This window comes from Bradyrhizobium sp. MV1.5 (assembly GCF_055807615.1).
Genome location: NZ_JBVVPL010000009.1, coordinates 139282 through 159786, shown reverse-complemented (window position 1 = coordinate 159786; position 20505 = coordinate 139282). Strand labels below are relative to the sequence as shown.

Genomic DNA, 20505 nt, shown 5'->3' with positions numbered 1-20505 from the left:
GCAACGGATGGACACGTCAAAAATGGCGCGCATTCTGATCGGAACTTCCGGCTGGCACTACGCCTCCTGGCGAGGCCCGTTCTTTCCCGAGGGCGTGACGCTGAAGCAGCAGCTTAGCTATTATGCCGGACAGTTCGACACCACCGAGCTGAACGGGGTGTTCTACCGCACCCCGACGCCGGAGGCCGTCGAAGGTTGGCGGGCGCAGACCGGCCGCGATTTCGTGTTCGCGTGGAAAGCGTCGAAATTCATCACGCATTGGAAACGGCTGTCGGACCGCTCGGTGAACAGCCTCGAGCTGCTCGAGGATCGCATCTCACGGCTCGGCGGCAAGGCCGGCCCGATCCTGTTCCAGCTGCCGCCGCAATTCGAGGCCGACGCGGACCGCCTTGCCGGCTTCTTCAAGCTGTTGTCGAGGAAGCGACGTTACAGTTTCGAATTCCGTCATCCGAGCTGGTATCAGCCACGCATCTTGCGGATGCTGGCCGACGAGAACATCTCGCTGTGCCTGTCCGATCATCACGACGCGCCCGCGCCATGGAAGCGCACGGCCGATTTCGTCTATGTGCGCGGGCACGGGCCCAGCGGGCGTTATCACGGGCACTATACGAGACCCACGCTGGCGCAATGGGCGCGGCGCATCAAGTCCTGGAAGCGGCAGGGCTGCGACGTCTACGTCTATTTCGACAACGACCAGAAGAGCGCGGCGCCGGCCGATGCCCGGGCGTTGAAGCAATTGCTCAACGTGCGGCAAAGCGCGGCGATCACGACGGCAAGCCGCCGTGCAGGCGCCGTTGTTCACCGCTAGACGATGCCGCCCTGCCGGAGCGCCGCGATCGCGGCCTTGTCGTAGCCGAGCTCGCCCAGGATGAGATCGGTATGCTCGCCGAGCGTGGGCGGGCGCGTCGCGATTTCGCCGGGCGTTTCCGAGAGGCGGACGGCGGCGCGCGCCACCGGTGCGGGCTTCGGCAAGCCGGGATAGTCGACGTCCTGCATGAAGCCGGCGGCGCGGATGTGCGGGTGATCCAGCGCCTGCTGCGGGCTCAGCACGGGGCCGGTCGGAATCATGGCCTTGCCCAGGGTGTCGACGGCTTCCTGCGTGGTGCGCTCGGCGCACCAGCGCGCCATCCGCTCGCTGATGACAGGGCCGTTGTTGCCGCGGCTGATATCGTCGGCAAAGCGCGGATCGTTCAGCCAGACCTCCTCCTCGCCCATCAGCTTCGCCCAGCGCTTGAACAGCGGATGTCCCGTGACCTGGCACAGCACCCAGCCGTCCCTGGTGCGGTAGATGTCGGCGGGCGCCGCGGTCTGGCCGAGATTGCCTGATGGCACGCGATTGACGTTGATGACAGCCTGCTCGATCAGCGTGGCATTGGTGAAGGACAAGGCGGTTGCGAGCAACGCGCCCTCGACGATCTGCCCACGCCCGGATTTGCCGCGCTCGATCAGCGCGGCCAGCGTGCCGAACGCGCAATGCAGCGCGGTTCCGAAATCGACCCAGTTGACCGCTGCCCGATAGGGTGGATCGCCGGCGCCCGTCATGTACACCGAGCCCGACATGACCTGGCCTACGCCGTCGAAACCGACGCGGTCGGACCATGGCCCCGGCCCGCCGAACGCGGTTGCCGTCGTCAGGATGATGTCCGGCTTGATCGCCTTGAGCGAGTCGTAGTCGAGCTTCATCGCGCGCAAGGTCTGCGGCGGCAAATTGGCGACCACCACGTCCGCGGTCGCAATCAGCCGGCGCATCACCTCCTGCCCTTCCGGCTTCATCGGATCGAGCGTGAGGCACTTCTTGTTGCGGTTGACCTGAAGAAACAGCGCGCCTTCGCCATTTTCGCCCACCGGCGCCACGAAGCGATCCTCGCTGCCGTCGCGCTTCTCCACGCGAATGACCTCGGCGCCGAATTCGGCCAGCAAGGTCGCGCAATAGGGCCCCGCGATATAGCGCCCGAAATCGAGAACGCGGACGCCGTCCAGAACCCCTCCCATCGATCTCTTTCCTTTGTGCTGTTTGTCAGCTTACAGGGATTGGCATTTGCGGCAAGGTGGCAACGGACGTCACGCCCGCCCTCGAGATGTGATCGGCGAATCATTTCGACTGGCGGAAATTGTGCTCTAGTATGGGCCTGTCCCTCCCGCATCAGAGCCCCGTTCATGCCGCAACAATTCGATCGATCCAAAGAAGATCTCGGCAACGCGATCCATTTCGAGCACGTCAACATCCAGGTCCCGGACCAACGGCTTGCCACGCTGTTCTATGTCGCAGGCCTTGGGCTCACCCGCGATCCCTTTCTGATGGTGTCCGACACCAACATGTGGATCAACGCCGGACGGAGCCAGTTTCACTTGCCGAGCGGCCGGCCGCAGGTGCTGCGCGGTCATGTCGGGCTGGTCATCGCGGGCCGCGAGGCGCTGCTGGCGCGATTGGCGTCGGTCGCCAAGAAGCTCGAGGGCACCGCGTTCGCCTTCGCCGAGCATAACGACCATGTCGAGGCGATTTGTCCGTGGGGCAACCGGCTGCGCTGTTACGAGCCCGACGCCGCGCGCTTCGGTCGCGTCGCGCTCGGCATTCCCTATGTCGAATTCGACGTACCGGTGGGATCCGCCGCGCGCATCTGCGCCTTCTACCCCGAGATCATGGGCATGCCATCCGAGTTGCGGAACGGCGACGGCGCGGTTGCCGCCGTGAAGACGGGCCGCGACCAGCATCTGTTGTTCCGCGAGACCGATCGGCCGCAAGGCGACTATGACGGCCACCATGTGCAGATGTACATCACCGATTTCTCCGGCCCTTATCGCAAGCTGCTGGCGCGCGATTTGATCTCGCGCGAGGACAATCAGTACCAGTATCGGTTTTGCGACATCCTCGATCTCGACAGCGGCAAGCCGCTGTTCACGGTCGAGCACGAGGTGCGCAGCGCCACCCACCCGATGTTCATGCGACCGATGGTCAATCGCAATCCGGCGCTGAACAATCGCAATTACGCGTCCGGCCACGATCAATCGCTTTGGGCGATGGGGCCGGACCAGTACGAGGGATAAGCAAACCTTGCACCTGGCAGCGGCAACGTCGGAAGTCCCGGTTGCAGCAGGGCGGCCCCGCTCGGGGCAGGGCCGCCCGCATGCTCCGTGTGCTCCTCAGCCGGGTTAGCGTCCCTCCCGCCGTTCAGGCTTTGCTTGCTTTGCCTCGCGTCCCCGCCCAAAGCCCTCGAGCCTGAAACGCGCCCCTCCCCAGCGGTCGCCGGCCAGGCAGCCTTGTGTCAACTGGGGCGTGGATCCGTCATGCCAGATCACCCGTTCTCGCCGGCAACGCATCCGCGGCGCGCGGTGCCGCGCCTTGGACTTGCTCCGGCGATGTCGATTTCGGCGCGGCGCGGGCGAGGCCGGCAAGCGCCAGCTTGCGGCGCCGTCGTGCCTGCAATTGCTGATCCGCCAACACGCCGATCAGAATGACCGTGCCCATCACCGCGAAATTCAGTGAGTTGGGAATGCCCAGGATGTTCACGAGGTTCTGCAACACCTGCAGCAACGCCGTGCCCAGCACGATACCGAGAATTGAACCCTCGCCGCCGCGCAGGCTGCACCCGCCCAGCACGGCAGCCGCGATCGCGTAGAGCTCATAGAAATTGCCAAAGGAACTCGGAGACACCGAGTTCGTGTAGAACACGAACAAGACCGTCGCAACTCCGGCGAGCCCACCACTGATGATATAGGCAGTGGCGATCACCATATTCGTGTTGATGCCGGAGAAGCGCGCCGCCTCCTCGTTCTTGCCGACGGCATAAAGCCAGCGTCCGTAGACCGTGCGGTGCAGCACCACGCCGAGGACCAGCGCAAGAATGATCAGGAGAATGAAGGTGTTCGGGATGCCCGCCACATGGCCGGAGGCAATGCTGCTCAGGGTCGCGGCCTCGTCGCCGTAACCGAAGCCGCGGGTCGAATCGCTCGTGTAGTAGCGGGCGGCGCCGCGATAGATCAGCAACCCACATAGCGTCACGATGAAGGGCTGCATCTTCAGCCGGGTGATCAGAAGCCCCTGGATGCCGCCGAGCACCAGCCCGCCCAACAGCACGGCCGCCAGCGCCAGGGGCCACGGCACCTGGTAGGTCGTCAGAAGGTCGACGAACACGACGCCGAGCAGCGCAAACATCGAGCCGAGCGAAAGGTCTATGCCGCCGGTGATGATCACGAGCCCTTCGCCAAGCGCAAACACGCCGAACAGGCCGATCAGATTGGCCATATTCAGCAGGTTCACCAGCGACAGGAAGGCCGGATTGATCATGCCCGTGATGACGGAAATCACCACGAGCAGCAGGCCGAGGCCGAGTTCTTTTTTGTTCATGGGGCAGCGGCTTCCACGGTTTCCAGCGCCTGGCCCATCGCAAGCCGCAGCACGTTGTATTCACTGAATTGCCGTCGCTCCAACACGCCGCTGACACTGCCTTCGTGCATCACCGCCACGCGATCGGAGACACCGATGACCTCCTCCATGTCCGAGGAGATCATCACGATCGCGACGCCCTGGTCGGCGAGTTGGCGCATCAACGCGTAGATCTCGCTCTTGGCACCGACATCGATGCCGCGGGTGGGCTCGTCGAAGAACATCACGCGCGGCTGCATGGACAGCCATTTGCCGAGCACGACCTTCTGCTGGTTGCCGCCGGAGAGCGTCACCACCTCCATGTCGATGCTCGGCGCCTTGATGGAGAGGCGCCTGACCTGCTCTTTCGCGACCTTGCGCTCGGCTGCGCCGCTGACCAGCCACATCCGCGCATAATTCAGCAGACCGGCCAGCGTCACGTTCTCCCGGATCGGCAGCTCCAGCACGAGCCCGGATTTCTTGCGGTCCTCCGGCACCAGATAGATGCCTTGCCTGATCGCGTCCCGCGGCGACGCGATTGCGATCGGCGCGTTATCGATCCTGATCTCGCCGCCCAGCAGCGGGTCGACGCCGAAGGCCGCGCGGGCAAGAGAAGTGCGGCCAGCGCCCACGAGCCCCGCCAGGCCCAGGATCTCGCCATGCCGCACGGAAAGATCAACCTGCCGGTCGGGAAAGGCTGATGTCACGACGCCGACGATGTCGCAGCCGCCCGGCTGCGGCGGTCGTTTCGGCGGGGTATACAGCGCCTTCAGGTCGCGGCCGATCATCAGCCTGATCATTGCGGCGTGGCTGAGTTGATCTCGCGCCAGCTCTCCCACCGTGCGCCCATCGCGCAGCACCACGACGCGGTCGGCGCAGGTCATGATCTCGCCGAGCCGGTGGGAGATATAGATCACCGAGATGCCGTGCGCCTTCAGATCGGCAATCACCTCCAGCAGACGCTCGGTCTCCGAAATCGTCAGGCTCGAGGTCGGCTCGTCCATGATGATCACGCGGGCGTCGATTGAGAGCGCCTTGGCGATCTCAACCATCTGGCGTTCGGCGATCGACAAATTGTCGACCAGCGTGTCAGGGGTGAAATCGGCGCCCAGACGCTCCAGCAGCGGCGTCACGCGAGCGCGCATCTGCGCGCTGTCCACCAGCTTTAGCGGGCCGCCGACGAGCTTCTCGCGTCCGATGAAGACGTTGGCGGCGACGTCGAGATTCTCGAACAGGTTCAGTTCTTGGTGCACGAAGGCGATGCCGGTCTGCGTCGCCTCGCTCACCGTCATTTCTGCATGGTCAGTTCCGCCGATGCGGATCACGCCCGCGCTTGGCGCGATCACGCCGCCCAACACCCGCATCAAAGTCGACTTGCCGGCGCCGTTCTCGCCAATCAGGCCCAACACCTCGCCACGGTACACGCGCAGACTGACATCGTTGAGGGCCATGACCCCGGGATAGGACTTGCTGATCCCGGCGAGTTCGAACAGGATTTCCGCCATTCACTTCCTCCCAACCGACGCCCGACGGCATTCTCGCCGGGCGTCGAAAGGTACAGAGGGTCACTTCTTCAGCAGCTCCTTCATGTGAGCGGTGAACTCCGCGACATTGGTCTTGCTGATCACTTGGGTCGGCACGATCAGCTTGCTGTCGGCGGGAATCCAGGACTTGTCGCCCTTCAGCGTCTTGATGATGTTGGTGGCGGAGAGATAGCCGAATTCGAACGGCTGCTGCACCACCGTCGACTCGATCGTGCCGTCGGAAATTCCCCGCAACGTGCGCTGGTCCTCGTCGAAGCCGACGATCTTCACCTTGCCGGCCTTGCCCGCCGCCTTGACCGCGTCATAGATCAGCGGTGTCTCGTAGCTCCAAAGTCCGGACAGCAGCGCGATGTCGGGATATTTGACGAGCACGTTCTCCATGTTCGCCTTGGCCTTGGCGGAGTCCACCTGGTCCGTGAACACGTCGACCAGCTCGATCTTGGTGCCGGCGATCGAATCCTTGATACCCTGCACTCGCTCGCGGGCGTTGTCCGCGTCCATCGTGCCGACGAACAGCGCAAGCTTGCCACCGTTCGGCAATGCCTTCTTGAACTCCTCGCCTGCTTGCCGCCCGGCCGCGACGTTGTCGGTGCCGATATAGGCGAGACGCTTGCTCTGCGGCGCGTCGCTGTCCGTCGTAATCAACACGGTCTGGGACGCGACCTTGTTGAGTTCTTCGGTTGCGTGCGGTGCATCGTCGACCGAGATGGAGATGCCGGCAACGCCGCGAACCAGCAGGTCGTCCAGCAAGCGCCGCTGGCCCGCCGCGGTCGCATCGTTGGTGACGATCAACTGGATATCGTATTCGGGGTGCTCCTTTTGAGCCTTCTCGAGCCCGCGGCCGGCAATGGTCCAGAAATCGGCCGCGGCATTGGTGACCAGCGCGATGGTCTTTTTCTGCTGGGCCTGCGCCGCCCCCGTAGCAACCGCCAGCGCAGCTGCGGTTGCAAACAGCGACACCATCAGTTTCTTCATCGATCCGTTCATGTACACCTCCCTTGGTCACCCCCGTTGAGGGGTTTCACAGCGCTTATGCGCCATCTTTTATTTACGTCGCGAACAAATGCAGCAGGGCAAACCAGCCGGATCAGGATGTATGCGCCCCTTCTTCCAGTCTAAATAGTACATGCGGTACGATATTAGTAAACATGGCTGCTGCAAACCGTATTCCGATTGTGCTTTTCCGGTCGCACCGGCATCTCATTTCTGCATTAAATTTACCTGATGAATTAAAGAGGCAGCATGGTTGACCAAATTGAGCCGTCCAGACGCGCGTCGAACACGGCCCGTGAATCCAACCGCGGCCGTCTCGTCGACGTCTTGCGACGCCAGGGGCCGCTGCCCCGCGTGGCGCTGGCCCGAAGCACTGGCCTGAGCTTCCCGGCGGTTTCCGGCCTGACGTCGCGACTGATCGCGGAAGAGCTGCTCTGCGAGACAGAGACGGCGGCAAGCCCCTGGTCCGAGGACGGCGAGGAAGAGGATGCGGACGGGCTGAATGGCCGCCGCCGTGGCCGGCCGGCCGTGTTGCTGACCCTGAATCCGGAGTTCGGGCGCATCGCCGCGGTCTCCGTGCGCATGAACCTGATCGAGACGCTGATCGCGGATTTCCGGGGCTCCGGCGTGGCGCAGTCGCGACTTGCACTATCGACGCGCGCGCTCGATGCAGGCGCGCTGCGCGATCTCGTGATCGCGCAGATCAATGCGCTGCTCGATGCGACGGCGACGCCGCGCCATCGGCTGCTGGGAATCGGCATTGCGCTGCAAGGCATCGTGAACGTCGACACCGGCTCGACGCTGTGGAGTCCCGCGCTGTCGATCACCGAGGTCGATCTCGCGACGCCGATACGTCAGGCGTTCGGGGTCGAGGTCGTGATGGCGAACGACGCTGTCGCGGTCGCGCTCGCCATCACGGCCGCCGAACCGGCATTGGCGCAAGGCCTCTCGGCCACTATCATGGTCGGTCACGGCATCGGGATGGGCGTCGTTGCCGATGGTGAAGCACGCTGGGGCGCCGGCAGCGAGATCGGCCATGTCAAGCTGGCGCCGGATGGCCCGCAATGCCGCTGCGGCCAGCGCGGCTGTATCGAGGCTTACCTTGCCGATTATGCGCTCTACCGCGATGCCCGCACCTTTCTCGATCTGCCGCCGGCGGACTCGCAGCAACCATCCGAGGGACAGATGGCCCTGCTGCGCGAGCGCGCACTGGGCGGCGATCCACGTCTCGAGCACCTTTTCCTGCAGGCAGGTCGCGCGCTCGCCGAGGCGGTCGCGGCAACGATATCCGTATTGCGCCCACACCATGTCATCCTGGCGGGTCCAGGCCTGATGGCATTCGACATGATGCGCCACGCCTATGAAGAGCGGCTTGAGCAGGCGGTGTTGCCATGGCTGCTCAGGTCCACGGCGATCCATCTGCGTCCAAGCGAGTCGGCGGTCATTGTCGAGGGCATGGTGCGGCGGACGCTGCGGGTCGTCGACCAAAACCACATGGAAGCGACCGAGTAAGCGCCGAGAGCTGCGGCGCGCTGGCTGGGGCGGGAGGGTACTCAGCCAGTTTTCGACCTGTGGCCGCTGAAGCTACGCACCTGAAAAGACTGGAGAAAATCCGGGCGACACTGGCAATGTGTAGCATCTTGGTGTCGCACTATCAAGAAACACCAAAACCGAAACGGCGGCGGCATATCTGAACCAACTGGCATCACACTGTCGTCTCACGTGCGGAGCGACCGCAACGCAGGATGAGCGACCATACCGCCCCAAGCTGGAAATCGAACAGGTGGCACCGTTCCTCTCGATAACGCTGCGCATAGCCGCAGGCGCACCATCGAGAGTCGCTTCGCCCGCAGGAATTCGATTGGGCCTGGTCCGAGGACCTCGTCGAAGGCACGGTACAAGCTCCTGCGCCCCCCCCCCTCGAGACTGCTGCAGAGCTCGGATACGTGCACGGCAGATGGCCATTGTGTGCGATGTAGTGCTCCGCCTCCCGCACGACTTGACCGAAGATGGCGCATTGCGTTCGGCCTCGGCCGCAGGATCGAGGGCGGCCGGTGCGAGGAATATCGAGCAACGACCTCCAAGCCTTCCGATGCCACTAGACGGCTGCCCGCCTACAAGGAGGGCCGACCGTTTCCAGGCGGCCTTGCAACGGCAGCTGCCTTCGTCGGCGGAAACGGACCCTCCATTCAGTGCGGGGCGTTGGTAGTAGTCAGGATCGGCGGAGCGGTCGCAGCTTGCAACACATGCGGGTCCGGCTCACGTCCACCTCGTCGCGCGACTTCCCTGCCTTGTAAGGACCAGGTGCACAACCCGGCCCCCACACGGCCGAAACGCGGTCGGTCGTTCGGAGCGGCATCACCGCAAACAAGGTAACGGCGGTACGGATTGGGCTGGGAGGCGCTCGACACTCGGGGACATCAAGCCGCCGGGCCCACGCCGCTTCTTTGCTTGATCACGTTGCGTGTCGCTGGCCTACTGGTCCTCATGCTCTAACTGTTCGGCAAGTCCCTTGTATTCTTCAGTCAGATCCTTGATCTTTTCAGCGAATTCCGGGTGAGCCGCCCCTTCGGCTAGTTGACGCAACCACACGGCCCTTTTGCGCGACCTTTCGGCGTCAAGATCGATAGGAGCTTTCAGATGCATTTGCTTTTCCTCCTATGCTCACAGAAAAGCCGCCCCGAAGAGCGGCCTTTCCATCCTTGGACGTAATTGTGTGCGGCGTTCGAGCGCCGTCTTTGGCAGACGTTGAAGCATACTCCCACTCCTCGGGCGATTACTATCGTGCAGCGAACCGAGCCACACTCACGACTGAACCTTCCTCGCCCGAGCGGAGGTCATGATAGTCAGGATTTTCCTGACGGGCGACAAGCGATCTCCCGACTGCCCGGCGAGCTGCCAATCGCTACATTTCGTTGGGCCTGAAGTGATTGTTCGTGCAGAGTCCCGTGAGGAACGCATTTTTTGAGGGCGCCCCGGCCGACATCTTTTTGCGCAGCATCAAAAACTACTCGCCGTAGAGCCGAAAAACTCGCGTGCAGGTGCCAGCAAGGCTCGGGCTGCAGGCACCGGCCTTGCGTGCGCACACTCATCTGCCCGCTTCTGTCCGCATGTGCAATTGCTCGATCGACAACTCCCCTCTATCCGCGATCTCGGCGCCGCACGTTGTCGAACCACTGGCTGCTCACAGGAGCAGCTGGGTAGGAGTCATCTAAATGTACGGCACCCTGCTGCTACTCGTCATTCTAATCGCTCTCTCCGTCTTCGGCCTCGTGGCCTTGGAGGTCGCGGCGCGTCGATCGCCTGAAGGTAAACCTCAAGCGGCCAGGCCGAAGCGGCGGCTGAGATAATCCACGTTTCTCGGTCCATTCGCTGGAGATTGCTCAATCGATAGCCGCCGTGCAACGGCGGCTATCGCGGCGCTCTGTCCGTGTCCTTATTTACTCGGTGCTGGGAGGCGAGCCGGCGAGTGATCGCTTGAGCCGCCCGTCGCATTCGGAGACGAACCCGGTGCGCCACTCGTTGCATACAGGTAGAGGGCCACGACGAACATCAGAATGGATACGATGCTGACGATCCAGCCAACGGGGCCTTTCGCGCGGGAGCCCCACAAGCTTGATCCGTCACCGTTTGGTTGAGGCATTTTGTTCTCCCAAGCCAACGATACTGGACCGCGGCCTTTCAGCACATGAGGCTTCTTAGCGCAGTCCGGTTCGGGCATGATCGGCCCGAAATTCGGATTCGGAGGTTCGTTTTGCTGGTCGCACTCGTCGTCGTTTTCGTCGTGGTTTATGCCGCTATAGCGCTTGAGCACCCGATCCAAATAGAGAAATCCGCTTCCGCCCTTTTTGGGGCCGGCCTGCTCTGGACGATCTATGCCGTGGGAGCAACTGACCACGAAGCGATCGTCGATCAGCTCCGCGAGACCATCGGTTCGACGGCGGGGATCATATTTTTCCTGATGGGCGCCATGACCATCGTCGAGGTCATCGACGCCCACGACGGATTCGAGATCATCACCTCGCAAATCAACACGAAGAAATTGACGACCCTGCTGTGGCTCATCTGCTCCGTGACGTTTTTTCTGAGCGCCGTGTTGGATAATCTCACCACCACCATCGTCATGGTTTCGCTGATCAGGAAGCTGCTGGACAAGCAAAGTGATCGGCTGTTGTTCGTCGCGATGATCGTGATCGCTGCCAACGCAGGCGGCGCGTGGTCCCCCATCGGGGACGTCACCACGACCATGCTGTGGATCGGCGGCCAGATCACCGCTCTCGCCATAGTCAAGACGCTATTCCTCGCGTCCCTCACGAACATGCTGATCCCGCTGCTCATCGTGAATTACCGGTTGCGCGGGCGAACCTTCGCGGCTCCCAAGGTCGATGGCAGCGACGATGCCTTTACGCCCGCCTTCGAACGAAACGTCATGTTCACCCTCGGGGTTGCCATCCTCGTCCTGGTGCCAGCGTTCAAAACCGTTACGCACCTGCCGCCTTTCATGGGCATCCTCTTCGGCTTGGGAACATTGTGGCTCGTCGGAGAGGTCATTCATCGCCGGAAGCAACTGCTGGAGAGAAGGCCGTTGACTGTGGCGCACGCTCTTACCCAGATCGACCTCAGCTCAATCGTCTTCTTCCTGGGCATTCTGCTGGCCGTTGCCACGCTGGAGCACACCCATATTCTGGCCGCCCTTGCAGCCTGGCTGGATCAAAGCATCGGCCGCACCGACGCAATCGTGCTTGCGTTGGGGCTGCTCAGCGCCATCGTCGACAACGTTCCATTGGTCGCAGCATCGATGGGCATGTATGGAATGGGCCAGTATCCACCGGACAGTTTCCTCTGGGAATTCATCGCCTACTGCGCCGGCACGGGCGGATCGATACTGATCATCGGCTCCGCTGCGGGCGTTGCCGCGATGGGAATCGAGAAGATCCAGTTCATTTGGTACATGCGAAAAATCAGCGTACTCGCGATTCTCGGATACTTCGCCGGAGCGGCGGTCTACATTGTGCAGTTCCGGTACTTTCACTGAACGCAGATTCTTTTCAGTGTGTCTGTCCAAGGATTCAACCCCTCGGCAGAGCGGCTAGTCGCACCGCCCGCACGCGCGGCGTTCAGGACGGAGCACCGCTCAATTTCCAACCACAACAAACAGAAGCGCGGAAGCAGACATGTTCGACGAGCGACGGTTCGACATCTTGTCCCCGGAGTTTCACGCGAACCCTTTTACGACGCTCGACCGCATGCGAACCGAAGGCCCGGTGGTGCGCTTGAGGTTGCCGATCGTCGGCCGCACCTGGCTCGCGGCGAGCCATGAGAGCTGCGCAGACCTGTTGAAAAACAGCCAGGACTTCGCGCGCGATCCCGCCAACGCCGGAAGCAGAACGCAGGAGCGGATATTGAAAGTTCTCCCGAGGACGCTCGGGCTTCTTGCGTCGAACATGCTCGGCCACGACGATCCGGAGCACCGTCGCCTGCGTGCCCTCGTCGACCACGCCTTCCAGAGGCGCACGATCGCAGCTCTCAAGCCGACGATCGTTGAGACGGCCGATCGGCTGCTCGACAAGCTGGACGCCAAGCCCGAGGCCGATCTCATGGCAGAGTTCTGCCGCGATCTGCCCCTTTCGGTAATCTGCGCGATGCTAGGGTTGCCGGAGAAGGATCACGACCGGTTCAAGAACTGGTTGGGCCGGTTGAAGGATACTGCGAATGTCTTTGCGGTGATACGCGCCATCCCCGGTGTGATCAGCGTCGTGCGGTACCTTCGGCGCGTTTCGAGACCCGACGGCGGGGCGCGGCCGGAGGGGCTGATCGCTGCGCTGCGCGAGGCGGAGATCGAAGGCCAGAGGCTCAGCGAGGACGAAATCGTCTCCATGATCTTCCTCCTCTTCGGTGCGGGACAGGAAACCACCACGCATCTGATATCGGGCGGTCTCTACGCGCTGCTCACGAATAGGGACCAGTTGAGCCGGTTGCGCCAAGACCCGGGCCTGATGCCGACATGCATCGAGGAATGTCTTCGCTACGTCTCCCCCGTGCAGATGACCAAGCCCCGTTTCGCGACCCGGGATTTGATCTGGCAAGGACGCCAGGTCCGGCGCGGCGAGATGTTTGCGGCATTTCTTGCCGCGGCGAACTGCGACCCGACACGGTTCGAGCAACCCCACACATTCGACATCGGCCGCCATCCCAATCCGCACCTCTCGTTCGGCACCGGCGTACACTTTTGCCTCGGATTCCAGCTCGCGCGCGCAGAAGCGTCGATAGGCATTCAGCGCATCCTGGATCGCTTTCCCGGGTTGCGGCTTGCCCGGCAGCCCGAAGACATCAGGTGGCACAAGCGGCTTGGCATCCGCGCGTTGGCGAGATTGCCGGTGCGACTGGCGGCCTAAGGGCCGGTCCGAGAACTGGGCCATCGGCTGCTCGCGCCTTGCCGCCTCTTTCGATTACCGAAGGATGTTGCGGATATGCCAGACCATGGTGGCGGCATAGACGAGGAGAGCAATGCAAATGCCAGCCGCTAGTTGAGGCGTTGAAAGCGACGCTCTCGTCAGGAAGAACACGATGCAAAACAGGGCGATGACGCCCAGCAACGACGGCACATGTTTCATAGTCGCCTACCAACCCTTCCGGGCGGCCGGAGCGATACTACCCCTTCCGCGCTCAGATACCTCGCCTCGCTCATCCCGCCTCCGGTTCACGAGTCCGTACCAGCACCGCGGCTGATGATACCGTTAGATTTCCCCGTTGCGGGTGGAAATGAGCCGAATGGAAGAAGGACCTTCCACATTGGCGCTCGTGTACGCCTCTGACGCTGCAATCAGTTGTGTGACGGCCAAGCGGTCGTAGGCGGGATGCCGCGGATTCAGGTGCAGGTCCGTCTCGACGAGCATCACCTGTGTCACTCCGGAGGATTGGACCTCGACGGCAAATGACACGAACGAGACATGCGGGGCTCTAAAGGGCATCGGTTGGACTTTCACAAGCGCCGGACTTGGCTGAATCCCCAGCCGAGGCCGAGCATGGCCGCGATGAGCGAGCCGAGAAGGACGCCCAGTTTGGCCGCCGTCAGCAGTCCTTCATCAGAGAAGGCGAGCATCGAGATGAAGATCGACATCGTAAAACCGATGCCGGCCAGCAGCCCGACAAGGCAGACCCCAGCCCACGAAACGCCCGGGGCCAACCGACACCAGCCGAGTCGTACGGCCGCCCAAGTCGCGCCGACGACGCCAAGCGGCTTGCCGGCGACCAGGGCGAGCGCAGTGCCCAGCATCACCAAATGCCCGCCCGCGGGCAGATCGACGCCCGTCAGCGCGACGCCGGCGTTCGCCAGCGCGAAGATCGGCATGATGAGGTATGCCACCCACGGATGCAGCGCCGTCTGCACCCGAGAGACCGGCGGCAGTAGCTCCCGTTGGGCCACGCGCAGGTCCCGCAGTGGTTGCGCCAACCTGTGCGGATCCTTCGCCCTAACCGCATCGCTGCTTCGCAATTGCTTGAGAGCGCGAGAGACCATCTCCAGGGGTGGCTCACGCATGGGGATGGCGCGCGCGGGAGTCATCAGCCCGAGCAGCACACCCGCTAGGGTGGGATGGATCCCAGCCGCCATGAACCCGATCCAAACCAGAGAACCAGGCAGGAGGTAGAAAAGCGCAGAGCCGACTCCGATCCGGCGAAAGCCCAGGACGGCGACAACGCCGATCATCGACACGACGAAACCGCCAGGCTGAAGGCCTGCGGTGTAGAAGAGCGCGATGATCAGCACTGCAATGATGTCGTCGATGATAGCCAGAGCAAGGAGGAAGACCCGCAAATTGACCGGGATTCTTCGTCCGAGCAGGGCGAGCACTCCGACTGCGAAGGCGATGTCCGTCGCCGTAGGCACGGCCCAGCCCTGCCCTCGATCCGGACCGGCGTTGAGGCTCAGATAGATCAGTGCCGGGAGGACGACGCCACCAATCGCCGCGACCAGCGGCAGCATGGCCTGGTCCAGCCTGCTCAGCGCCCCTTCGTGGACTTCCCGCCGAATCTCCATGCCCACGACGAGGAAGAACACGGTCATCAGCACGTCGTTGACCCAGAAATGCAGCGAGCGTGAAAAGACGAATTCTCCCAGGGCGATCGTCACCGGAAGGTGCCAGAAATCGTGATAACTGTGAGCCACCGGGGAATTCGCCCAGATCAGTGCAGCGGCGGCGGCAGCGAGCAGGACCGCACCGCTGACGGCCTCGACATGCAGGAACCGCTGAAGGGTGTTGAGGGCCTGTTCCGCCAGCTGCTGGGCTTTCGGCAGACCGTCAAACGGAGGATTGTGGTTCACGGGCGCAGGATCTCCGCGTGGCGGCCCGACCATCGCTTTCCTGTCGCTGCCGATACAGCGAACACCCGAGCCCCGGTTATACATCGCATGGGCGTCATTTCAACCTTCCACGACGGAACACGGCGTCCGGGGAGTCGGCCGTGGAGAGGATCAGGCGGCAGCAGCTGCATCCGCCCTCTCGGGCGGCACTCATTCCGGGTGTGTGTGCTCGCAGGCGCTCGGAATCCTTTCAGACTCAGGAGCGGTACCGGCGCGCTACAACGCCTGGCAGGTTCCGCCCTTGCGCTTGGCGGCACGTCCCCGGCGGACTGAAATCCGCCTCTGGTTGGTGTTGCGGGGAGTTCTACAGGGGCTCGGCGCAGCGCTGAACAACACGACACCATAGGTTGCCGCCAGGATCGGAGTTTTGGTCGGGCTGCCCGGCAGCGAGAGAGGAAGCGCCGCGGATGTGCCGCCGCGCACGCCCGCCCGTTACGTACTCCAAGAGGAGCGCACCTGCGGGTGCGCTCCTGTTATGCGACCACGCGGTCGGAACACGACTATCAGTGTGTAACCAGCGGACACGCCGAGTCGGACAACTTTCCGAATGCTTCTTCGCCCGACATAGTGTGAACCAGTTTGTAATAGTCCCAAGGTTGTTTGGACTCATCGGGTTTCTTGACCTGCATGATATACATCTCATGCTCCATCAGGCCGTCGGCACGGATCTTGCCGTTGCTGGTGAACATGTCGTCGATCTTCATCTTCTTGAGCTCCGCCATGACCTTCTCTGAATTGGCGGATCCGGCAGCCTTGACCGCGTTGAGGTAGCTCATGGTCGCCGAATAGTAGCCCGCCTGATTCATGGTGGGCTCGCGCTTCGTCTTCTCATAGTAGCGTTTGGCGAAAGCGCGGGTCTTCTCGTTGAGATCCCAATACCAGCCGGTGGTGAGATACAGGCCCTGTGCGGTCTTGAGGCCGAGGCTGTGAATGTCGCTGATGAAGGCGAGCAATGCGGCCGGCTTCATCGTCTTGGCGATGCCGAACTCGTCGGCAGCCTTGATCGAGTTAGTGAAGTCGTTGCCGGCATTGGCGAGTCCAAGCACCTGCGCACCTGCGTTTTGCGCCTGGAGCAGATAGCTCGAGAAGTCCGACGTGGAGAGCGGAACGCGCACGGCGCCGATCACCTTGCCGCCATTGGCCTCAACCACCTTCGAGGCGGATTCCTGCAACTGGGTGCCGAAGGCGTAGTCGGCGGTGAGGAAGAACCAGCTTTTACCGCCCTGCTTCACCATGGTCTTGGCGGTACCGTTGCCGAGAGCCGTCGTGTCGTAGACGTAGTGCACCGTATAGGGTGTGCAGTCCTTGCCGGTCAGCGATGCGCCGGCTGCGCCGATGGCGATGAACGGAATTTTCTTCTCCTTGGCGACATTGTTCATCGCCAGGCTGACTCCCGTGTTCGAGCCGCCGAGAATCATCGTAACGCCGTCGCGATCGGCCCATTCGCGGAATTTTTGCGCTCCAACGTCGGGCTTGTTCTGGTGATCGGACACCATGAACTCGATCTTGTTCCCGAGCACGCTGCCGCCAAAATCCTCGATCGCCATCTTGGCCGCCTCGACGCCGCCGGGGCCGATCACGTCGGCATACAGGCCGGACATGTCGTCGATATCGCCGATCACGACCTTGTTTTCGGCCGCGTGTGCAGTCGTCACCGCCATCGACGCTGCCAGCAACAGTTGAACCGCTCTTACCGCAATGTATTTCATTTGACGTGTTCCTCCTTTTCGATTTCAGCGCGAAGTCGTCAAGACTTCGCGTCGTCACGTCGCGCTCGGTGAAATCAACTAGACGCCGAGATAGCGCTGGAGCAGCTCCGGTTGTGCCTTGAGCTCCCGAGCTGGCCCGTCGTGCACGATGTGTCCGTTGTTGATGATGTAGATCCGGCTCGCCAGCGCCAGCGTCGCCGCCAAATTCTGCTCGACCAGCACGATGGTCTGGCCGGCGGCGGCGAGCTCGCGGCAGGCCTTGACGAGATCGTGGACGATGACGGGCGCGAGCCCCTCGAACGGCTCGTCCAGCAGCACGATCTTGGGATCGCGCACCAGCGCCCGCGCGATAGCGAGCATCTGCTGTTCGCCGCCCGACAGCTCGGTGCCGCGGTTGCTACGCCGCTCCTTCAGTCGCGGAAACATCTCGTAGATGCGGTCGAGAGGCCAGCGTTTGGGCGCCGTGATCCCGGCGAGCAGGATATTCTCTTCCACCGACAGGCTGCCGAAAATGCGGCGCTCCTCGTGCACGAGCTGCATGCCGGCCTGCGCGATTCTGTGGCTCTTTCGGCCGGCGATATCGATGCCGTCGAACTTCACGCTGCCGCTACGCGGCGTCACGACGCCCATCAGGCTCTTCAGCGTCGTGCTCTTGCCGGCGCCGTTGCGGCCGAGCAGCGCCACCACCTCGTGACGCTCGACGTGCATGGCGACGTCGAACAAGATGTGGGAGTCCCCGTAATAGCTGTTCAGGCCGTTGACCTCGATCAGGCTCATGCCGCGATTTCTCCGTGCACCCCGCCGAGATAGGCTTCCTGGACGGCGGCGTTGGCCTTGATTTCCTCCGGCGTGCCGGAGACCAGCACCCGGCCTTCCTGGAGCACGGTGACGCGCTCGACCAGCTCGAACAGGGAATCCATGTCGTGGTCGATGATGATCATGGTACGGCCGCGCGCGATCGACTTGAGCAGCTTGACGGTCTCGACACGCTCTCGCGGGCTCATGCCGGCGAGCGGCTCGTCAAGCAGCAGCAGGCGCGGCGACGTGGCGAGCGCAAGCCCGATTTCCAGCCTGCGCTTCTCGCCATACGCAAGCTCGGACACCGGCGTGTCGGCACGACGAGTCAGGTTCACCAAAGCGAGCGTGTGCGCCACCTGCTCCGTCAGGCCCTTGACGCCGGCGAGCGTGCGGAACAGGTCGAGCCGGAATTTTCCGCGCAGCTCTGCGAGTGCGGCGATCGTCAGGTTCTCCCGCACCGTCAGCCCGGTGAAGAGCTGGTTGACCTGATAGCTTTTGGTCAGTCCGAGCTGGCAAACCTCGGTGACCTTCAAGCCCGTGATGTCGCGCCCCTCGAACACGATCTGGCCGGAGGTCGGCGCGATCTCGCAGGTCAGCATCTTGAAGAAGGTCGACTTGCCGGCACCATTGGGGCCGATGATGCCGCGCAATTCGCCCTGGTTGACGCTGAAATCGATGTCGCTGTTGGCGATGAGCCCGCCATAGCGCTTGGTAAGGCCGGTGGCTTTGAGAATCGGCCCGGAATAGACGGGATGCGCGACCTCCTTCGCCTGCATCGGCGCGGGCGGGAGATGCTGCGCGGCCTCGCCGTCAGCGGCCTCTTGCCCCACTTCCGCTTCCCTCCGCTTCCGCCCGTCCGAGACAAGGCGATATAGATCGGCAAGACCGCCGATGATGCCGCCGCGCAGGAAGCAGACCAGCAGCACGAACACGACGCCCAGCACCAGCTTCCAGGCCGCTCCCAGGCCGAGCGCGGACTGCAGGAAATCCTGCAGGAACAGCCACACGGTTGCGCCGACCAGCGGTCCGAACAACGTGCCCCTGCCGCCGATGGCCGTCTGCATCACGAGCTGGCCCGAGGTGTCGAAAGTGAAGGCATCAGGCGGCATGAAGGCCTGGAGCACGCCGAGCAGGCCGCCGGCGAAACCGGCGTAAGCCGCCGCGATCACGAAGGCCGTCAGCTTGTAGCCGTGGATGTTGTGCCCGACCGCGGTGGCGCGCAGCGGATTGTCCCGGATCGCGCTGAAAATAGCGCCGACCGGCGAGCGCACGATCCTGAGCGCGATGATGACGCCGACGAAGTAGCAAAGCGCGATGAACTGGTAGAGCGACCAGCCATTGGTGAAGTGGAGCGTGGTGAAGCCGAGATTGAAGCTCGGCGTCGGCACCCCCGGCAGCCCGTTCTCGCCGCCGGTGAAATCCGACAAAGGATTGAACTCGACGAAGAAGAAGACCTGCGCGATCGCCACGGTGATCATGGCGAAATAGATGCCAGTCCGGCGCAGCGCAATCAGGCCGACAAGGTATCCGGTCGCCGCGGCCGCGATCATGCCGATGATCAGCGCACCCAGCACGTTGCCGAAGCCGGCGCGCGTCAGGAGGTAGGCGGCGACGAAGCCGCCGGTGCCGTAGAAGGCGGATTGGCCGAACGACAATAGCCCGGTGAAGCCGAACAGGATGTCGAAGCCGAGGCCGAACAGGCCCCAGACCAGGATCCGGTTGACGGTGTTCGGCGCGAAGCCGAGATGCGGCAGCACGAAGGGAGCCACGATCAGGCCGATGGCCGTCAGTGTCTCGATCAGGAATGGGCGTTGCTTGAGCATGGGAAAATCGCTTACTCGCGGCCCTGGACGCCGAGCAAGCCATGCGGTCGCACCACGAGCACGAGCGTCATCACCGCAAACAGCATCACATAGGCATAGCCGGGGTTGAACATGGAGGTGACGCTGATGATCTCGCCGGCGATCAGACCGCCGAGGATCGCGCCTGGAAACGAGCCGACGCCGCCGATCACCACCACCACGAAGGTCTGGACCAGGATGTCGTCTCCGATGCCCGGCGTCAGCGACACCACCGGCGCGTTGACGATGCCGGCAAAGCCGGCGGCCATCGCGCCGATGCCGAACACCACCATGAAGACGCGATAGACGTTGATGCCGAGCGAATCCACCATCACCGAATCCTCGATGCCGGCCCGCACGATCAGGCCGAGCCGGGTCCGGTAAAGGATGATGAACAGCGCGCCGAGGGCGATCGCGACGATGCCGACCACGGCGAGGCGGTAGGTCGGATAGAACATGAAGCCGAGGTTGGTGATGCCCTGGAATAGCGCCGGCGGCGGCACCAGCTGCGACTGGCTCGAGAAGATCAGGCGCACCAGCTCGACGAAGCAGATGCCGAGCCCGAAGGTCACGAGCAGTTGATCCTCGTGCGGGCGATCATAGAAGTGGCGGATAATGACGCGTTCCATGACAACGCCGAGCAGCATCACGAACAGCGAGCCTGCGATCACGGCGAGGATGAACGATTCCGTGTACTGGTAGGCCACGAAGCCGGCATAGCCGCCGATCATGAACATCGCGCCGTGCGCGAGGTTCAGCACGCCGAGCGTGCCGTAGATGATGGTCAGGCCGGAGCTGATCAGCGCGAGCAAGGCACCCAATGCGAGCCCGTTGAAAAGCTGTGAAACGAGGTTAGGCCAACTTATCATGCGACAATCGCTGTTGTGGCGCGCGA

Annotated in this window: 16 protein-coding genes; 5 read left to right on the top strand and 11 right to left on the bottom strand. The window is 62.9% G+C overall.

Going from position 1 to position 20505, the window contains the following annotated elements:
- The first annotated feature begins 22 nt into the window (after nucleotides 1-22).
- Entirely contained in the window at nucleotides 23-808 is a 786-nt protein-coding gene (locus tag AC0L2J_RS11900; RefSeq protein ID WP_473389794.1) for a DUF72 domain-containing protein, read from the top strand.
- Here AC0L2J_RS11900 and AC0L2J_RS11895 read toward each other — a convergent pair.
- On the bottom strand, nucleotides 805-1992 hold the full coding sequence (locus AC0L2J_RS11895) for a CaiB/BaiF CoA transferase family protein (protein WP_007607537.1): 1188 nt from the start codon (nucleotides 1990-1992) through the stop codon (nucleotides 805-807). The two genes, AC0L2J_RS11900 and AC0L2J_RS11895, sit on opposite strands and share 4 nt — an antisense overlap.
- A 165-nt stretch (nucleotides 1993-2157) precedes the next feature.
- Between AC0L2J_RS11895 and AC0L2J_RS11890 the strand changes: the two genes are divergently transcribed.
- Complete coding sequence (locus tag AC0L2J_RS11890) at nucleotides 2158-3045, top strand: VOC family protein (protein WP_473389788.1); 888 nt, start codon at nucleotides 2158-2160, stop codon at nucleotides 3043-3045.
- A 238-nt stretch (nucleotides 3046-3283) separates the two neighbouring features.
- Here the strand turns inward: AC0L2J_RS11890 and AC0L2J_RS11885 are convergent, their stop codons facing one another.
- The 3 genes from AC0L2J_RS11885 to AC0L2J_RS11875 are packed head-to-tail and all read right to left on the bottom strand — an operon-like array spanning nucleotide 3284 to nucleotide 6894.
- On the bottom strand, nucleotides 3284-4345 hold the full coding sequence (locus AC0L2J_RS11885; protein WP_063993327.1) for an ABC transporter permease: 1062 nt from the start codon (nucleotides 4343-4345) through the stop codon (nucleotides 3284-3286).
- Entirely contained in the window at nucleotides 4342-5868 is a 1527-nt protein-coding gene (locus tag AC0L2J_RS11880) for a sugar ABC transporter ATP-binding protein (protein WP_473389784.1), read from the bottom strand. The genes AC0L2J_RS11885 and AC0L2J_RS11880 overlap by 4 nt, the downstream gene beginning before the upstream one ends.
- A 60-nt stretch (nucleotides 5869-5928) precedes the next feature.
- Nucleotides 5929-6894: a sugar-binding protein gene (locus AC0L2J_RS11875; RefSeq protein WP_473389780.1), complete on the bottom strand. Its 966-nt coding sequence runs from the start codon at nucleotides 6892-6894 to the stop codon at nucleotides 5929-5931.
- Nucleotides 6895-7149: 255 nt separating this feature from the next.
- On the opposite strand from AC0L2J_RS11875, the gene AC0L2J_RS11870 reads away from it, so the two are divergent.
- The gene (locus AC0L2J_RS11870) at nucleotides 7150-8412 is read left to right on the top strand and encodes an ROK family protein (protein WP_473389776.1); all 1263 of its coding nucleotides are present in this window, start codon (nucleotides 7150-7152) and stop codon (nucleotides 8410-8412) included.
- A gap of 963 nt (nucleotides 8413-9375) precedes the next feature.
- On the opposite strand, the gene AC0L2J_RS11865 is transcribed toward AC0L2J_RS11870, so the two are convergent.
- Complete coding sequence (locus AC0L2J_RS11865; RefSeq protein ID WP_473389773.1) at nucleotides 9376-9546, bottom strand: hypothetical protein; 171 nt, start codon at nucleotides 9544-9546, stop codon at nucleotides 9376-9378.
- 1108 nt (nucleotides 9547-10654) lie between these two features.
- Between AC0L2J_RS11865 and nhaD the strand changes: the two genes are divergently transcribed.
- Together nhaD and AC0L2J_RS11855 are read left to right on the top strand one after the other, a co-directional pair.
- On the top strand, nucleotides 10655-11935 hold the full coding sequence (nhaD, locus tag AC0L2J_RS11860; protein WP_473389770.1) for a sodium:proton antiporter NhaD: 1281 nt from the start codon (nucleotides 10655-10657) through the stop codon (nucleotides 11933-11935).
- Nucleotides 11936-12074: 139 nt separating this feature from the next.
- On the top strand, nucleotides 12075-13295 hold the full coding sequence (locus tag AC0L2J_RS11855; RefSeq protein WP_473389766.1) for a cytochrome P450 family protein: 1221 nt from the start codon (nucleotides 12075-12077) through the stop codon (nucleotides 13293-13295).
- A 342-nt stretch (nucleotides 13296-13637) separates the two neighbouring features.
- On the opposite strand, the gene AC0L2J_RS11850 is transcribed toward AC0L2J_RS11855, so the two are convergent.
- From AC0L2J_RS11850 to AC0L2J_RS11825, 6 genes are all read right to left on the bottom strand, one after another.
- Nucleotides 13638-13799 (bottom strand): hypothetical protein, encoded by a 162-nt coding sequence (locus AC0L2J_RS11850; RefSeq protein WP_473247716.1) that lies wholly within the window; start codon nucleotides 13797-13799, stop codon nucleotides 13638-13640.
- Between the two features lie 83 nt (nucleotides 13800-13882).
- Complete coding sequence (nhaA, locus tag AC0L2J_RS11845) at nucleotides 13883-15256, bottom strand: Na+/H+ antiporter NhaA (protein WP_007607513.1); 1374 nt, start codon at nucleotides 15254-15256, stop codon at nucleotides 13883-13885.
- Nucleotides 15257-15765: 509 nt separating this feature from the next.
- Nucleotides 15766-16971, bottom strand: a complete 1206-nt coding sequence (locus AC0L2J_RS11840) for an ABC transporter substrate-binding protein (RefSeq protein ID WP_007607512.1) — start codon at nucleotides 16969-16971, stop codon at nucleotides 15766-15768.
- Between the two features lie 78 nt (nucleotides 16972-17049).
- The gene (locus AC0L2J_RS11835; protein ID WP_007607511.1) at nucleotides 17050-17748 is read right to left on the bottom strand and encodes an ABC transporter ATP-binding protein; all 699 of its coding nucleotides are present in this window, start codon (nucleotides 17746-17748) and stop codon (nucleotides 17050-17052) included.
- Entirely contained in the window at nucleotides 17745-19592 is a 1848-nt protein-coding gene (locus tag AC0L2J_RS11830) for a branched-chain amino acid ABC transporter ATP-binding protein/permease (protein WP_473389758.1), read from the bottom strand. The genes AC0L2J_RS11835 and AC0L2J_RS11830 overlap by 4 nt, the downstream gene beginning before the upstream one ends.
- An 11-nt stretch (nucleotides 19593-19603) precedes the next feature.
- Nucleotides 19604-20479, bottom strand: coding sequence for a branched-chain amino acid ABC transporter permease (locus AC0L2J_RS11825; protein WP_007607509.1), 876 nt, complete (start codon nucleotides 20477-20479; stop codon nucleotides 19604-19606).
- Between the last annotated feature and the right edge of the window lie 26 nt (nucleotides 20480-20505).

Excerpts from the sequence above, each read along its gene's own strand:
- AC0L2J_RS11895 (WP_007607537.1), bottom strand. The coding sequence starts at position 1,992 with ATGGGAGGGGTTCTGGACGGCGTCCGCGTTCTCGATTTCGGGCGCTAT.
- AC0L2J_RS11830 (WP_473389758.1), bottom strand. The coding sequence starts at position 19,592 with ATGCTCAAGCAACGCCCATTCCTGATCGAGACACTGACGGCCATCGGC.
- AC0L2J_RS11885 (WP_063993327.1), bottom strand. The coding sequence starts at position 4,345 with ATGAACAAAAAAGAACTCGGCCTCGGCCTGCTGCTCGTGGTGATTTCC.
- AC0L2J_RS11870 (WP_473389776.1), top strand. The coding sequence starts at position 7,150 with ATGGTTGACCAAATTGAGCCGTCCAGACGCGCGTCGAACACGGCCCGT.
- AC0L2J_RS11835 (WP_007607511.1), bottom strand. The coding sequence starts at position 17,748 with ATGAGCCTGATCGAGGTCAACGGCCTGAACAGCTATTACGGGGACTCC.
- AC0L2J_RS11875 (WP_473389780.1), bottom strand. The coding sequence starts at position 6,894 with ATGAACGGATCGATGAAGAAACTGATGGTGTCGCTGTTTGCAACCGCA.
- AC0L2J_RS11890 (WP_473389788.1), top strand. The coding sequence starts at position 2,158 with ATGCCGCAACAATTCGATCGATCCAAAGAAGATCTCGGCAACGCGATC.
- nhaA (WP_007607513.1), bottom strand. The coding sequence starts at position 15,256 with ATGGTCGGGCCGCCACGCGGAGATCCTGCGCCCGTGAACCACAATCCT.
- AC0L2J_RS11840 (WP_007607512.1), bottom strand. The coding sequence starts at position 16,971 with ATGAAATACATTGCGGTAAGAGCGGTTCAACTGTTGCTGGCAGCGTCG.
- AC0L2J_RS11865 (WP_473389773.1), bottom strand. The coding sequence starts at position 9,546 with ATGCATCTGAAAGCTCCTATCGATCTTGACGCCGAAAGGTCGCGCAAA.
- AC0L2J_RS11855 (WP_473389766.1), top strand. The coding sequence starts at position 12,075 with ATGTTCGACGAGCGACGGTTCGACATCTTGTCCCCGGAGTTTCACGCG.
- AC0L2J_RS11880 (WP_473389784.1), bottom strand. The coding sequence starts at position 5,868 with ATGGCGGAAATCCTGTTCGAACTCGCCGGGATCAGCAAGTCCTATCCC.
- AC0L2J_RS11825 (WP_007607509.1), bottom strand. The coding sequence starts at position 20,479 with ATGATAAGTTGGCCTAACCTCGTTTCACAGCTTTTCAACGGGCTCGCA.
- AC0L2J_RS11900 (WP_473389794.1), top strand. The coding sequence starts at position 23 with ATGGCGCGCATTCTGATCGGAACTTCCGGCTGGCACTACGCCTCCTGG.